Genomic DNA, 16,128 nt, shown 5'->3' with positions numbered 1-16,128 from the left:
TTATCCTTTCTGTTCAGCTGCAATAGCCAAGCGTTTAACACCAGATTGTTTTAGCATATCCATAATCGCTACGACTTGACCATGAGCTGCACGTTTGTCGGCTTGTAAGATAACACTAGCGTTAGGATTTTCTTGAATCCGTTGTTTAATCATAGCTTCTGCTTGATCAATACTCATTGGATTGTTATCAATTGTAATATGCCCTTCCGCATCAAGTGTAAATACAACTGGTAACTGAGCCGGTGCAGATGCACTGGTCGCCTGTGGTAATTGTACGGATAACGCCTTTTGCGCTATGGTTTGTAAGCTATTCATCATGAAGAATACCAACAAGAAGAAGATAATATCAATCATTGGAATAATCATGAATTCCGGCTTAGTTTTCATACGAAAGCTTTGCAAGTTCATAATTATTTCCACCCTTCTCGCTTAGCACTAACGATACTCACGCACATACCTTCAATTTGATTAATAATAGAATCTAAACGATGGCTAAAGAATGTGTACACAATGAATGCCAAGATGGCTACACACAAACCGGACGCTGTAGCGATAAGGGCCTCGCCAACACCACCAGTAATAGCGGATGCACCAGCACCGGAGTCAAGGATACTGAAAGAACCAATCATACCTGTTACAGTACCAAGCAAACCTAACAATGGGGAGATTGTTACTGTTGCACTGAGGTAGTCCATATATTTACGGAAGCCTACTGCGTCTACACCCATTTGATCAGCAAAGGCTGTTTTCATAGCTTCCTCGCTAGAAGCATTATGTAAACCTGCTTCTGCAATACGGCCCGCAATAGATGGGTTTTCTTTGATTACTTTATCAATTTCTGCCCAATTTTGTAATTTTGCTAGTTCATTGACTGCATGGGTAACAACGAAAGTTTTACCGGCATATTTGTGATAGTAGAAAGCTCGTTCTGCAGCGATAGCGATAACCATGAAAGACAAGAGTAATAATGGATACATTACATACCCGCCACTATGAAACAAGTGAATGACATAATTTAAGTTTTCCATATTAGTAACCTTTCTGCCTGTTTACAGACTGAACATTAGAACCTGTAGGTCCCTTGAATTCTTGTATAATCGCCCAACTTAAAGCTTTCACTACCATATAAAGTATCTCGTTTATTAGTGCCCTTCGCATCGAACGTATAGAATGCCTCAAGGAGTAAATCCTTGCGAGGTACATAGCCAGCACCAAATGTAAAGCTGCGAATACCGTCTAGATAACGATCCGGTACCGCGCCAGTACCATTGCCACCGAAGAAGGAGCCATGTTCAAAGTGTTTGTAATCGATGAACGCATTCCAAGATTTAGGAATATCTAGATCAGCACGACCAATATCTAGACGAGCCATCCAGAAGTGTGGTGTGCCACCCATTTCGTGACCTTTAAGAGCAAAGTCTGCTGTGCCACGCTCGTGTTGGTATACAGTATTACCATTTAAATAACGACCCAAGTTGGAGCGGTTTTGACCGTAATCAACGGTAACAGATGCATTCGCACCTAATTGATATTTAGCGCCAATACCGAATACATGCGCTACATTGGAGAAGCTATATTCATCATTACCGTTGCCATTTGCATTTAGGTATGTATGCGTTTTACCGCCAAAGGAGCGTAAATACCACGCTTGTAACCCAAGACGAGAGCCTATTTGTTTCTTGTATTGAACAAAGGCAGCTTTATCAATAGCTGGTACATTGTCTTTTTCAAGAACTACCCCTTCTGTTTGAATCAAGTTACCAATGATCTTACCAATCGCTTCACGTGGTAATTTGTTTTCAGACTCTGCATCATGTACAACCTTTTCAAGATTATACATATAGTTGAACAATGCATTTGGCATGCCCCAACCATAGTAAGAACTACCTTCACCCCAATCATTGGAGGACATTGTAAAGTTCTTTTTGTAAATCGCATCTTTAGCATCATAATCACTAAATACATAACTACCACTATCGTATTTATATGTTTTAGCACCTAAGTGACCAGTGAACTCATAATCACTAGCTGGTTGTCCATAATAATCATACGATTGTTTGAACGTGCCATCTGGCTGTTTAACCCAAACCACATCAAGCTCACTATTGTTATAGTTGCTCCAGTTATCTGTAGCATTATATTTAGCAATTTCAGCTACGGATTGATTGATCTCGTCACTATGTTTTTCAACATAAGCTTTAGGATTTACTAAAGCATCTTTATTATCAGTAGATATGATAAGACCTTTAGCCTTTTCTTTTAAGTATTCAGGGTATAAAGAAGAGTTCACATTATACATAATGTCCCCGGTCTTATAGAGTTTTTCCCCTGTATTCTTATTAGTGATTTCATACATTGCATAACCACCAGATGGAATATCGAGGGAGAATTTCTTCTCAGCCATATCTGTAGGGTATGCCTTTGTAAGAATATCTTGTAATCGACTCATCACTTGAGCTTGTTTTTGTTGTGTTTCCGCAAGCTTAGCATTTGCCTTTTCAATCTCTTGATCGCGATTTGGATTACTCCAGCTTAAATCCAGTGTTTCTTTATAAGCTTCATATTCAGCTTGCAAGTCTTTCAGTTGTTGATAGAAGTAGAGGCTATCTGTCTTACCTTTGTAAGTAGAATCATAAATACCATTAGGGCTATCTGGTGCAGCCGTATCTTCACTAGATTTTTTCTCACCATCAGAACCAGTTTTAGTAGCACTTTCAATATCGTATGGGAATTCATCGCGATTAATACCGATTAACTCAGCCGCTGTTGGCGGTCTGTAGATAACTTCATGTACTGCGTGAGTATAGGCAGAATCAGTGATACCTGTACTATGTTTGAAAGTACCAACACCGATACGAACTTGAGAGTCATGACCATTCCAAACGGCACGAACACCGTCATAAGATTGACCGAACCAATAGCCACTCGCACCCATAGGCTCTGTTAAGCGGCCCACAGATACATCCCATTTTTTAACGCGTCTCGTGAGATCCACTGTATCGAGTCGTTGATGGTTAAAGCCTTTAGAATCAGATTGAGTCCAGCTTGTATCTACACCACTCATGCCAGTCGCACTGCCGATAACTTTGAGGTTTGTAAACTCATTAAGACGTGCATCGAAGCCAAGGCGTAAGCGTTGTTCAAAGCTATGACGATTAGCATCGTACATATTCGCTTTCGCAGAACCAATAGCGGAGTTAGCTCTAAATGGAGATTGAGGTCTGTTAGAACCATCATGTGCCATCCAACGCGCTCTGTAGTCGCCAACTAATGTAACACCACGTTCTTTTGTGGTATCAAAATCAGAACGAATAAAGTCAGTTAAACGAACTACATCTGCTACATTTTGTACACCAGATTCACCATTTACTACTTCGCCATTAGCGCCATTAGGTGTATTGGCCCCTACTGCATTAACAGTTGTGCCATCCTTAGATTTGCCGATTGCTGTAGTTTTGCTGCTGTCTCCGCCACCAAATTTAAGATTAACGCCTACGCGGTATACCCGTTCTTGTGTAGCGCGGTCATCATCGCGATGGTTAAAGATGTTGTTGATACCAAAGTACATCATGGCATTTTTATTGAATCGTTTTTGAACCATTACGTTCCAAATGCCAAATGTTTTCTTTTCATAGGTTTGTTTATTATAAACGCCTGCATCACCGGATAAGATATCTGGCCAGTAGTTACCGCCATTGTTAAGGGTATTGCTATCAAGCATATTGATATAATAATCGCCCCAAATGGATCCATTCCAACCGGATTTAGGATTGTCATAAGTAATGCCGATGTCAACTTTGTGCATTGGTTTATCAAGCAATTGACGAGGCATACTTGGATCGCTCTTGTTGATGGCATGCAAGTATGTATAACCTAACTTACCAGACCAATATTTGCCGAACTTTTGTTGTACTTCCGCTTGAACACCTGTGATTTCTGCTTTACCAATATTTTTAAAGCTGTAAATCATATCTGGGGCCCGTTGGTACTTCGCATCGCCTTTGAGGTATGGCGCAAAGTCCATGAAGTCCCCTGTGAAGTACACAGACATATAGTTCTTGATGCGGTTGTGGAATACACCTACGCGCGCATAAGTATTTTTATTTTCACCTTCCAAGCTCATATCAAAGTTGACTGATTTTTCAGGTTTTAAATTAGGATTACCCGCCCAGTACCAACCGAGTTTTGCTACCCCAATCCCTACAGGGTTAGAAGCGTACATTTCCCAGTTATACCATAATTCACCCATACCAGGCTCTGTATAACCAGTACCAACATTGGCTTTAAATCTACGGTGTGTATTGCCCTTTACGTTATAGGTCATCCCCAAGGACGCAGACAAATTAGAACCAAATAGACTACTATTATCAAAGCGAAGAATTGGAGATAAGGTTAAATTCTTATTCACCTGCCAAGTATCAGAAACATAAGCATTTAACTTGCGGATCGTACCGCTACCAGTTGTTAACCGTTGATCTCGGCTACGATATTCTTCTAAGAAGGCTTTACCATTTAACTTAGGCGCTTTTTTACGCATTTCTGGATCGTTAGACTCACCATATTTAAAGTAGTCACCTACGATATTGGCACGTGTAGCAGATAATACAGGATTTTCTGCTTTTAAACGATCTTCTAAAGCTTTATAACGAGCTTTAAACTCTTCCGTTACAGGTTGATTATTAGGGGATGTGCTAGACCAATCACTTAATCGACTTTCAGATAAACCATAATTTATATAGTCATCGTATGTAATACCTGGTTTTTGAGCATCTGTTTCAGCACCATAGTATTCATAATCCATATCCCATTGTGGCATGCCACCACCGGAATTGATGAATTTGTAGTCGTGGATGTGAGAATATACCTTAATACTGTTATCACCTTTACGTCTTACAAGACGATCGAGTTTATCCACTAGCAAGCTCTTATCGTATTCCCATGGATCGATGTACATTGTGCTTGTATTAGGAGAGCTCTTCAATCGGCTACCAGAGCCTTCTTCACGAGCATAGCTTACACCGTAGCTAAGCAAGTGATTTTTGTTGAGTTGTGTATTCGCATTAGCGCGAATGTCTAATTGACGGTGGTCGATATTATCGATATAGCGCAACTCATTGGAGCCTTCATAAGCAGAACGACCAGTATAACTAATGAGGGCTACGTCATTTTCTTTGATGCGGGAGTAGTTAGTTTCAACAGTCCAGTCGCTTTTACCAGCTCGAGAAGACCATTGTAAGTTTGCCGTATTACGATCCGCTGTACGCTTAAAGTGTTGTTGAGGCTCTAAGTCGGAGTCAGAGTGTTTAACATCGCGCACTAGATCTTCTGTATAACGGTTGAGACGCATTTCAAATTTATTTTTATCGTTTGCATTATAAGTTGCTACAAGACCAATATCTGCCGCATCACCATAGTAACGAAGTACATTTGGTTTGAAGTTATGCTTAGCATAATCAAAAGCCATACCGGAGTCACGACGTTTAACGGATGCTAAAACAGGCATAAGATCACGTTTACTACCAGATAAACCGACCTTTAATTTCCCCATTTGACCAGAGTCGGCACGAATGAAAAAGTTTTGGAATGGGAACGCATCGCCATCGCTCTTACGACGCATACCTTCTGCATTTAATTGCAAAGATGGTTTCTTTTGCGCCTTTTTAGTGATGATATTAACTACACCACCTATAGCATCAGAGCCGTATTTAGCACTGGCAGCACCTTGGATAACTTCTATACGTTCAACGTTTTCTGTACCTAGCCGTTGCACTTCGTCTGCTGCACCAGAGTACTTATCAAAATCGCCGAGTACCGGTTGACCATCTACAAGAATTAATGTGTGACGCGCTTCGGCACCACGGATGGATACACCAACACGGCCCATAGCATCAACGGTTCTAGATACACCTGTTTGAGTAAATATTATATCTTCGACGGACTTCGCCTGTTTCTTTTCAATCTCTTTCTTGGTAATGATTTGCACTTGCTGTGAGTTCAATTTTGCTTCTTCTTCTGCCCATGTACCTTTGACATGAACAACATCCGTAGTAACAGTCGCATTCCCCGCCCACACTACAAGCGGTGCACTAAGCCATAAGGCAACTGCACTAGACAGAATAACGCTGCGTTTTACATGTCCCCACCTATTCATTGTGCCCTCCTAAAATTTAATGAAATATATTATGTTGTATCTTTTACACCCATAAAAAAAGATACACTTTAGCAACACATAATGACATTGAATATCATTTATATTTTAATGTTAGCAAAGTGTATCTTGCATATCTACTCCGAAAAGACCAAAAATATACATTTCGGACAATATTAAGTTTTATAACCTACCCGTTCTAAGCCTTAAACACTTATATTTTAAATATTACTAACACTATAATGCATGCCTTGGTTTAGTTTGGCTTAAGGTATTTATACTTTACGATAAGCACTAGGCGTTACACCTGTGGACTCTTTGAATGCACTAGTAAATTTACTACCATTCTCGTAGCCTACAGCATTAGCAATTTCTAAAACAGATTGATCTGACTCTTGAAGCAAGCGCTTAGCGGCATTAATACGACATTCCTTTAAATATTGATGGATTGTCGTACCATATACCCCTTTAAAACAACGCTTTAATGTTGATGTAGGAATATCAAATTGGTCAGACAAGGAATCTATGGTTATCCGTTTCATAAACTGTGTAGATATATATTCATTAACAGCTTTTACAATATCTACTTGTTGTTTACGATAGGAGCTTCTCTTTTCATGATTAGTTGTAGAAATAATAGATAATAATAAGAAAATTTCAATAACTTTTAATTTAAAATAGTGCCCTTTAATTTGATCAGGCACTTTATATAAACTAGAAAAAATCTGACGAACAGATTCCGTCTCTTCCATCATCATACCAAAGTCAGAATGCTCACAGAATCGATTTGCTAGCTGAGTTAAATCAATACGGGTCTCAGTAACAAGAGTATCTAAAATAGGCTGCGCTTTTTCAACATCTACTAATAATACAACTCCTTTAAAAAGCTTAGTAGGGAAATAATTTTCATGTTGATAATTAGAGCTAATATGCCAGCCTAAAGACATATCCCCTGGCCCCATATATAAATATTCACCAGAGGTAAACTTACACTCTATACGCCCCTCTTCACAATGATTTATGGCAAATGTCTTAGTATGTGATTTAGCATAAAATTGAATCGTTTCTTGCTTCACGTCAAGGAACATTAAATCGATACCATCAAACACCTTATGTCTCGATATAGACGTCCCTGCATGTGACATTGCATGATTATGTGGATTCATACGATCACCATATACACAAATACTATAAAAATTACTATATACACAATTATCATAGTATAATTGTTGATATTCATTGTCAAATTCAATTTTGTAATAATTCATTTTTTCTTTATAAACATAATTTTTTGCTATTTGTAATCCACATAAGACAATTCCAGTAAAATATAACGATCTGTTCATTAGAATCCATTCATTACACAATCTACTCTATGTATGATTGATTTTATAATAAAATAAGCCTTGCAAGTTAAACCAACGCAGTCTAACTTACAAGGCTATATTTAGAATTATCAGAGATAATTCTTTATTTTTTTGTTTTTACAATAAAGACTAATGCTATAACATGACCAATCCATACAAAGGCCATAACGATAAGTGCAATGGGCATATCTTGACTAAAATAGGCACCAACTGCCATTATTGTACTAACCGATAAGAGAATAGACAACTTTGTCCGCAACGTCAACGCTTTATCGCGCTCATAAGCACCAACAGTCTTTTGATATAAACTAGATTCTAAGAACATGTTATGAAAACGTTCAGATCCTCGAGCTAAACAAAATAAAGTAAGCATATAAAAAGGAACTGTTGGCAATAGTGGTAGTACGATGCCAGCTGTACCGAGACCAAAACTGATTGCTCCAATAGTCAAGAATATATATCGCACAACCACATTACTATGTTGCTCAGTTGTTTTCATTACTCCTCTTCTACGTAGTTAATAACTTTACCTTTTGTTTTAATAAAGTTTGGAATAATAAGTACAAGAGCTGCAATGGCTACGATACCATAGATGCCAGCCATACCGATCCATTCGAATGCATGACCTAATACAAGACCCATTACTGCAAAGTCTGCATCACCAAATGTTGTATTTTGGAAACCTAATTGACCAAGAACTGGCAATGCCAATGCTGGTAAGAAGGTAATAGCCAAACCATTAAGGAATGCACCTACTGCTGCACCACGACGACCACCTGTAGCATTACCATAAATGCCTGCTGTTGCACCACAGAAGAAATGAGGTACAAGACCAGGAATGATCAATACACCACCTACAGCACCAAGGATAAGCATGCCGATGATACCGCCGATAAAGGAGCTAATGAATCCCAATACTACAGCCGTTGGAGCATATGTAAAGAATACTGCACAGTCTACTGCTGGAATTGCATTAGGGATAATTTTTGTAGCAATACCTTGGAAAGCAGGAATCAAGTCACCTAAGATCATACGTACACCAGAATATACGATTGTTACACCTACGGCAAAGTTCATAGCGCTCATAACAGCATATAAGTAAGGACTCATATCACCAGATAAAGTAGATACGAATTCAGAGCCTGCTGCAATAGCTGCAATTAAATAGAATACGATCATAGTCAATGCAGTAGATAATGTGGAGTCACGCAAGAAACCCCATTTTTCTGGAATCTCAATATCTTCTGTGCTATCTTCAGCTTTACCTACATATTGAGCAACCCAAGCAGATAAATAGTAACCTAAACTACCAAAGTGACCGATAGCAATTTCATCACCGTCTGTAACTTTAGATGTATAACTTTGACCGATTGCTGGAGAGATAGCAGACCAAGCGCCCATCAAGAAACCACCTACAAGGATGAGTTCCATACCAGACAAACCTGCTGTACCAAGTACGGCAGACATAAGACATGCCATAAACAAGCTATGATGACCTGTTAAGAACACATATTTGAACTTGGTGAAACGAGCAATACATAAGTTCATCAATAAGCCTACAACGAGAATAGACATCGTTTCAACACCAAGTACCTTTTGTGCTACAGCTACAATAGCTTCGTTGTTTGGTACAACGCCAGTAATGTGGAAGCCATGCTCAATCATCTTACCTAGTGGATCAAGGTTATTAACGATAACACCTGCACCGGCTGCGAGCATCAAGTAGCCAAGAATAGGTTTTAATGTACCGGTCATTACCTTATGAAACGGACGTTTCAAGGCAATTAAACCTATACATGACATAATACCAATCAAAAGTGCTGGTTGAGACAGCACATCGCGTAAGAACTCTAATACCATTTCCATGGCACTACCTCCTATATATAGTTGTTACATTTTATTGAGCTGCTTGTTTCAATGCATCAAGAATATCTTCAGTGATTTTCTTTTTATTGATATAGCTGCGAACAATAGCGACATTCTTATCTTCAAATTGTTCCGCTAACTCTTTTACAGTTACAATAAGGTCTGCTTTACGGCCTTGTGCAGCATTAAAATCAATAGATTCAACTTGTGCATCAATACCATTTTCAGCACAAATCTCTTCAATTTTCATTTTTAGCATCAAGCTAGAACCAATGCCATTACCGCATACAGTTAATACAGAAATCATACTTGCCTCCTCCTAAACGTATTCTTGATCTTCTAAACGCTCTGCCAAGAATTCTTGTACATCTTCAATACTTTCAAAATCAACGGCTGCATCTAAAAACTCGTCATCTTCAAATAACGTAGCAATATCAGTCAACAATTGAATATGTTCATCCTTGTTAGGAGCACATAAGAATAATGCAACAGAAACCGGATCGTTATCAGGGCTACCAAAGTTTAATGGTTTTTCTAAGGTTACTAAAGCAGTACCTACACGTTTTGCCCCATTTTCCGGGCGAGCATGTGGCATAGCAAGACCTGGTGCCAATACAATATATGGCCCCATTTCACGTACAACCTCGACCATAGCCTCTGTATAAGATGGATCAGTAAAACCTGCATCAACCATAAGTTGACCACCGTGACGAATTACCTCTTCCCACGTTTCTGCGGGATAATGAAAAGATACATTATCCTCAGATAGTAAATCTTGTAACAAGCTAACACCTCCTAAATTTACTCACGTATATACTTGTATTATATCTATTCTTACATTTTTTTCATATAACCAAATAGGAATACGGTAATAAAAACAAATAAAATTAACATTTTTCCTATTATTTTATTAATAGATTACCCCAAATTAACAAACGAATATTTATCCTTATTTCTAAATTTTTATTAACACTAAAATCTTATTTTAAATTTCACTTCGAGCGCAATTTTAATAAGACTCTCTATAGAATTATACTTATTATAATCAATACCTATACACCTATGTATATTGTATATATATAGAAAGTTCTCTATACTTAGATAAGGTTATATTACCTATACAATAAAATAAGGAGATTTTATGCAAACTTCTATAAAAGCATTAATACTATGTGTAATATTATGTATTTCATTGGTAACGGCCTTACAATTTGGCTCCACATTTATTTCTTTAGATCAAATCATTCCTGCACTTATGGCTATGATGGACCCAAATGCCACCACATCCATGACAAACACAATTATTACAGATATTCGTTTGCCTAGGCTCATCTACTCAGTACTAACAGGTATAGGCCTATCCCTTGTAGGTTTATTAATGCAAACGGTAACTAGAAATGCTCTAGCAGATCCCTATGTATTAGGTGTTTCATCGGGTGCTAGTACAGGTGCCGTATTTGCTATCATCATGGGCGGTATTCCACTACTAGGGGCCTATAATACGCCTGTTTTTGCAGCCCTAGGTGCAGCTCTCTCTATTATCTTGGTATTGCTCTGTGTTGGTAAAAGCAACAGCCCTGTGAAGCTCATCCTCATCGGTATGGGCATGACGGGGATATTCTCGGCTTTAACTATGATGATTATTTACGGAGCCAAGCACGAGGCACAAGTTCGAAGTGCTATGTTCTGGCTCCTAGGTAGCTTCGCAGGCATTCAATGGGGTGATTTGCCATTAACGGCTATCATTGTAACCTTGTTTATGCTATACATCTATATGTTTAATCAAGATCTTGATGTGCTACTACTGGGTAATCATGAAGCAGCACAAATGGGCTTATCAGTTAAACAGTTACAGCTAAGCATCGTTATTATATCCTCTATTGTCATTGCCACATTAGTATCAAAAGTGGGTGTAGTCGGTTTTATAGGACTCATAATTCCACACCTAGCTAGAATTATAGGTGGTCCTAAGCATAGAAACACATTACTTTTTAGTGCTCTAATCGGTAGTATCGTCATGATATGGTCAGATGTATTATCAAGAGCCCTATATAGTCCGGAAGAAATCCCAATCGGTGTTCTTACATCCTTACTAGGGGCGCCACTCTTCATTTGGATTATTATGAATCGTTACAAACACAATGGTTAGTGTATATCATATCTATAGGAGATACTATGTATCAAATTAATCATCTGTCCTTCTCCTACGAGAAGAAAGAAGTGTTAAAGAATATTTCTGTAACATTTCCTAATAATAAAATTACAGCCATCATCGGGCCAAATGGATGTGGTAAGTCTACATTACTGAGCCATCTTTATCGACTACTACCATCAAAAGATAAAATCACATTGAATCAAAAGCCATTAGAGTCTTATAAAGGTCGTGAGTTTGCTCAATTAGTAGCAGTTTTAACACAGTCTAGGGACTCTATGATCGATGATTTCCTCGTAAAAGATATCGTCCTCATGGGCCGTTATCCATATAAGCAACACTTCGGCACCTATAGTGCAGACGATGTAAAAATCGCAGAGCACTATATGAACGAAGTAGGCATTACACATTTAGCTGACGAACAAATTCATCACCTCTCAGGTGGCGAGAAGCAACGCGTTTTTATTGCGAAAGCGTTAACGCAAAAACCTCAAATACTACTTTTAGATGAACCTACGAACCATCTGGATATGAAGTATAAGGTAGCATTAATGAAACAATTGCGAGCATTCAAAGGTACAACCATCGTAGTTCTACACGATTTAAATCTAGCTGCTCAATATTGTGATCATATCGTGATTATGAATAAAGGAACAATCCTCAAGGAAGGTTCCCCAACTGAGGTACTAACACCTGAAATTCTTGAACCCATATTTGAAGTTCCGTTCAAAACCTCTTGGGATGAAGGGCGCTATCACTTATATTATTAATTAAAAGAAAGGAATTACTATGTTTCAAAAATTAAGAAAGTCAAAAAAATTAGTATTAATTGCTATGGCATGTGCCACTTTTGCTATCGCCGGTTGTGGTTCTGATACAACTAAAAGCACAGCTGACAATGGCAAATCTGTAACGTGGAGTGAAACATTTGACGGTACAAAAACTGACTTTGCTGTAAAATCTTCCCCTACTCATGCTGTATCCATGTCTCAAGCAACAACAGAGATGATGCTTCAATTAGGTCTTGAAGACAAGATGGCTGGTACAGCTTTTAAAGAAGAGGAAATCTATCCACCTCTACAAGCCGCTTATGACAAGGTAAAAGTATTATCCGATAAATGGCCGTCCTACGAAGTATTTATGTCTGTAAAACCTGACTTTGCAACAGGTTGGCCTGACTCCTTCAGCAAACGCGCCATCCCTGCTGATAAAATGATTGCACAAAAGGTTAACATCTGGCTTCCTGAATCTATGCTATCTACAAAGGCCGACTTGGAAACTAACTTTAATGACATGATTAAATTAGGTGAAATCTTCGGTGTTAAACCTAAGGCTGAAGAATGGGTTGCAGGTCAACGTAAAACATTAGAGGCTATCCAAACTAAACTAAAAGACTTACCTCGTAAACGGGTCTTCATTTATGACTCCGAAGATGGCCAACCATTCACTGCCTTTGAAGGTTATACAACTAACATCTTGAAACTCATCGGTGCTGACAATGTAATGAGCGGCTTAGGCGTTGATAAAACATGGGCCAAAGGATCTTGGGAAACTGTAATTGCTCAAAATCCTGACTACATCATCATCGCTGACTACGGTACTTCTATTCGTAACGACGACGATTTCCAACAAAAAATCGAAAAAATAAAATCTAACCCTCAACTTCAAGACATTACAGCTGTTAAAGAAGGTCATTTCATTCGCGTAAAACTTTCTGAAATCACACCTGGTGTTCGTACTGTAGATGCTCTAAAACGTCTAGCCGAAGAGATTCACGGTGTAAAAATCGACTAATAAACTATTAATTCAGGAATTTGCTACGTAATATAAGGATTCCTAAAATTATAGCAACATAACAAACGAAGAAGGTCCCAATTCAAATGAATTGGGACCTTCTTCGTACTGCTTGTATTGCACACAGCATATTGTAGAGAGTAGAGATGTGTTGTAGTTGAAAGATTTTAAAATGGATTATTGTAAAATAGATGTAAAGTTTATTAAGTTGTATATGCTGTGACAATGCCTTTTTTATCTATTTCGATTATATTGTTGCCTATATTTTTTATCATTATTTGCCTTAATGGCCATAATTAATGGTTTAAGTGAAAGAAACTCTTCATCACTGAGTCGAATGGTTCTACCAATACGTTTAATCGGATTACGTGGGCGCCCGGCACCGCGTCTAGTTCCACCCCATGCCATATACATACCTCACTTTTCACTTGAAAAACTCCTTCTACCGATAGTATAACTGCTCATACATAAGTATGCAATATCTATTCATTATAAACAATCTCATAATAGTCTTTAAACATGTAATAAACTGCATTTATTAATAAAATGCATAATCAAGAAAACTACATATTTATAAGCATTTTCCTATTCTCAACTTGAATTGTAACATCAATGTTGCCAAATATAGATAAATCGCTTTTATAGAATATAGTATTTAAAAGCTAATGTATACCTATATTCTTTGATTACATACTAGATACAACTAGTCAAATTAAAGTGTTAAAATCTCATCAACAAATTGGATAACTTAATCAATCTAATACTTTTACTACAGAAAAAAAGACTGCTTTCGCAGTCTTTTTATTTCTATATATGATTGTATTAACCAAATAGTAAGTGACCTACTTCATACGCAATAGCTGCTACAATACCAGATAATGGAATTGTTACAAACCACGCCAATACCATAGATCTTGCTACGCCCCAGTTAACAGCTTTCAAACGTTTAGAGGACCCAACGCCTAGCAAGGAACCACTTACAACGTGTGTAGTACTTACAGGTAAATGTAAGAATGTAGCTGTAAAAATAGTGATGGCAGAGTTTAAGTCAGCAGCGAAACCATTGATAGTTTCCAATTTGAAAATCTTAGTCCCCATAGTAGAGATGATTTTCCAACCGCCTACTGCTGTACCCATGGCCATAGCCGTAGCACAACAAAGTTTAACCCATACTGGTACCTCTAATGTATCGATAAAGCCACCGCTAAGTAATGTTAAGGTAATAATCCCCATCGCCTTTTGCGCATCATTAGAACCATGAGAAAAGGCCATCATGATGGCAGATACAATTTGCATGGATCTAAATCTATCATTCAATACGATTGGAGAAAATCTACCAAAGATAAGCAACAATACTTTCATCACAATATAGCCACCAATCATAGCTACAATTGGAGATAAAATAAGGGATAAGAAAATCTTTATAATCCCTGCCTCATTTAAAGCATCGAACCCTACGGACCAACCTACAGCACCGATGATACCACCGATAAGAGCATGAGATGAGGAACTAGGAATCCCCCAATACCATGTAAGCAAGTTCCATGTTATGGCACCAATAAGAGCTGCTGAGATAATCGCACTATTAATAAGAGACGCAGACATTACGATGTCACCACCGATTGTCTTTGCAACGCCTGTACTAACCATGGCCCCCAAGAAATTGAGTGCCGCAGTCATCATAATTGCCTTTTTAGGCTCAATAGCACGGGTCGAAACAGATGTAGCAATAGCGTTCGCCGTATCGTGGAAGCCATTGATATAGTCAAAGGCTAATGCTAGAAATACAACTAGCCATACTAAATATTGAGCATCAAGCATACTTCAATACTACCCGGCGGAATGTACCAACCAAATCTTCGCAACCATCGATTACATCCTCCATGGCACTAAGGATTTCCTTCCATTTGATAATTTCAATAGGATCTGTACACTCAGTAAAGAGTTTTGCCATTTCTTCGTGGTAAATATTATCCGCTTCAGACTCAAGTTTCAATACTTGGTGTACACGGCCTTCTACCTTTACATGGTCCTTTTTAAGGCTACCCATATAACCAATAGATTTATTAATATGCTTAACGCATTTTACAACGATTTCACTCATACGGATAGCACCATCACTAGGTTTACCTACGTGGTACATAACCATTTTATCCATGATTTCTTTAATATTATCCAATGTAGTATCCAATTGGTCGATTAGAAGCTGAATATCTTCGCGATCCATTGGAGTGATGAATGTTTTACGCAAACGTTCTACAGTTTCGGTTACTAATTCATCGGCTGCTTTTTCCTTTGTATCAATTTCAAGAAAAGCCTCTTCTTTAGAGATTTCGCCTTTAAACACACGTTCCATCATCTCTGCGCTTTCATATGTAAGAGCAGCATGATTTTCTAAAATACTGAAAAATTTTTCTTCTTTTCCTTTTAATTTAAAAGCCATGAAGATCCTCCTGAAACAGTATTGATTGCTTCTATAAATATAATTTAATTATAGCACACTAACAATAATTCCTAAACAATTTACCATGCTCTATATTTTAACCCCTATGCGTATATGGCATATATAGTATCTCATTCTGTGAAAACAACTATAATAGTATTTACGTATCATAGGTGTACTTTCTAAATATTCTAGATCACAATAACTCGTAAGGTGAATAGTTCTATGATTCTTCATAACATCCCCTACAAGTCTAAAGACAATAAAAAAGCAGATAGCTGATAAATTATCAACTATCTGCTTTTTAACTTAAGCCACATACGAGCTTTTATAGTATATAGCAACTAATTACAACAGT

The 16,128-nt window shown here is 37.9% G+C and carries 14 protein-coding genes; 3 read left to right on the top strand and 11 right to left on the bottom strand.

Annotated elements, in window-relative coordinates:
- The 8 genes from MOQ65_RS00140 to MOQ65_RS00105 all read right to left on the bottom strand — a co-directional run bounded on the left by MOQ65_RS00140 (position 1) and on the right by MOQ65_RS00105 (position 10,165).
- Complete coding sequence (locus MOQ65_RS00140; protein WP_257846302.1) at positions 1-408, bottom strand: ExbD/TolR family protein; 408 nt, start codon at positions 406-408, stop codon at positions 1-3.
- Between the two features lie 2 nt (positions 409-410).
- Positions 411-1,028, bottom strand: coding sequence for a MotA/TolQ/ExbB proton channel family protein (locus MOQ65_RS00135; protein WP_257846301.1), 618 nt, complete (start codon positions 1,026-1,028; stop codon positions 411-413).
- A gap of 35 nt (positions 1,029-1,063) precedes the next feature.
- On the bottom strand, positions 1,064-6,151 hold the full coding sequence (locus MOQ65_RS00130; RefSeq protein ID WP_257846300.1) for a TonB-dependent receptor domain-containing protein: 5,088 nt from the start codon (positions 6,149-6,151) through the stop codon (positions 1,064-1,066).
- Between the two features lie 272 nt (positions 6,152-6,423).
- Positions 6,424-7,314, bottom strand: coding sequence for a helix-turn-helix transcriptional regulator (locus MOQ65_RS00125; protein WP_257846299.1), 891 nt, complete (start codon positions 7,312-7,314; stop codon positions 6,424-6,426).
- Positions 7,315-7,618: 304 nt separating this feature from the next.
- Positions 7,619-8,014 carry a YbaN family protein gene (locus MOQ65_RS00120; RefSeq protein ID WP_257846298.1) on the bottom strand — a complete coding sequence of 132 codons (396 nt, stop codon included), beginning with the start codon at positions 8,012-8,014 and terminating at the stop codon, positions 7,619-7,621.
- Positions 8,014-9,381, bottom strand: coding sequence for a PTS ascorbate transporter subunit IIC (gene ulaA / locus MOQ65_RS00115; RefSeq protein WP_156720043.1), 1,368 nt, complete (start codon positions 9,379-9,381; stop codon positions 8,014-8,016). The genes MOQ65_RS00120 and ulaA overlap by 1 nt, the downstream gene beginning before the upstream one ends.
- 31 nt (positions 9,382-9,412) lie before the next feature.
- Positions 9,413-9,688, bottom strand: a complete 276-nt coding sequence (locus tag MOQ65_RS00110; RefSeq protein WP_005385725.1) for a PTS sugar transporter subunit IIB — start codon at positions 9,686-9,688, stop codon at positions 9,413-9,415.
- Between the two features lie 12 nt (positions 9,689-9,700).
- Positions 9,701-10,165: a PTS sugar transporter subunit IIA gene (locus MOQ65_RS00105; protein WP_060924071.1), complete on the bottom strand. Its 465-nt coding sequence runs from the start codon at positions 10,163-10,165 to the stop codon at positions 9,701-9,703.
- A gap of 357 nt (positions 10,166-10,522) precedes the next feature.
- On the opposite strand from MOQ65_RS00105, the gene MOQ65_RS00100 reads away from it, so the two are divergent.
- Genes MOQ65_RS00100 through MOQ65_RS00090 form a run of 3 tightly spaced genes read left to right on the top strand, consistent with a single transcriptional unit; the run spans position 10,523 to position 13,327 of the window.
- Entirely contained in the window at positions 10,523-11,530 is a 1,008-nt protein-coding gene (locus tag MOQ65_RS00100; protein WP_119209421.1) for a FecCD family ABC transporter permease, read from the top strand.
- Positions 11,531-11,556: 26 nt separating this feature from the next.
- Entirely contained in the window at positions 11,557-12,303 is a 747-nt protein-coding gene (locus MOQ65_RS00095; RefSeq protein ID WP_257846297.1) for an ABC transporter ATP-binding protein, read from the top strand.
- A 19-nt stretch (positions 12,304-12,322) separates the two neighbouring features.
- A complete protein-coding gene (locus tag MOQ65_RS00090) occupies positions 12,323-13,327 on the top strand; it encodes an ABC transporter substrate-binding protein (protein WP_257846296.1) in 1,005 nt (334 codons plus the stop codon).
- A 234-nt stretch (positions 13,328-13,561) separates the two neighbouring features.
- Here the strand turns inward: MOQ65_RS00090 and MOQ65_RS00085 are convergent, their stop codons facing one another.
- The 3 genes from MOQ65_RS00085 to MOQ65_RS00075 all read right to left on the bottom strand — a co-directional run bounded on the left by MOQ65_RS00085 (position 13,562) and on the right by MOQ65_RS00075 (position 15,770).
- Entirely contained in the window at positions 13,562-13,735 is a 174-nt protein-coding gene (locus tag MOQ65_RS00085) for a hypothetical protein (protein ID WP_213467737.1), read from the bottom strand.
- A gap of 414 nt (positions 13,736-14,149) precedes the next feature.
- Complete coding sequence (locus MOQ65_RS00080) at positions 14,150-15,148, bottom strand: inorganic phosphate transporter (protein WP_213467736.1); 999 nt, start codon at positions 15,146-15,148, stop codon at positions 14,150-14,152.
- On the bottom strand, positions 15,141-15,770 hold the full coding sequence (locus MOQ65_RS00075) for a DUF47 domain-containing protein (protein ID WP_009351206.1): 630 nt from the start codon (positions 15,768-15,770) through the stop codon (positions 15,141-15,143). Before MOQ65_RS00075 ends, MOQ65_RS00080 begins: the two co-directional genes overlap by 8 nt.
- Positions 15,771-16,128: the final 358 nt, after the last annotated feature.

This window comes from Veillonella faecalis (assembly GCF_024677885.1).
GTDB classification, from domain to species: domain Bacteria; phylum Bacillota; class Negativicutes; order Veillonellales; family Veillonellaceae; genus Veillonella; species Veillonella nakazawae.
Note: the sequence above shows the minus strand (reverse complement) of the source record. Positions and strands in the feature narration are given on the sequence as shown.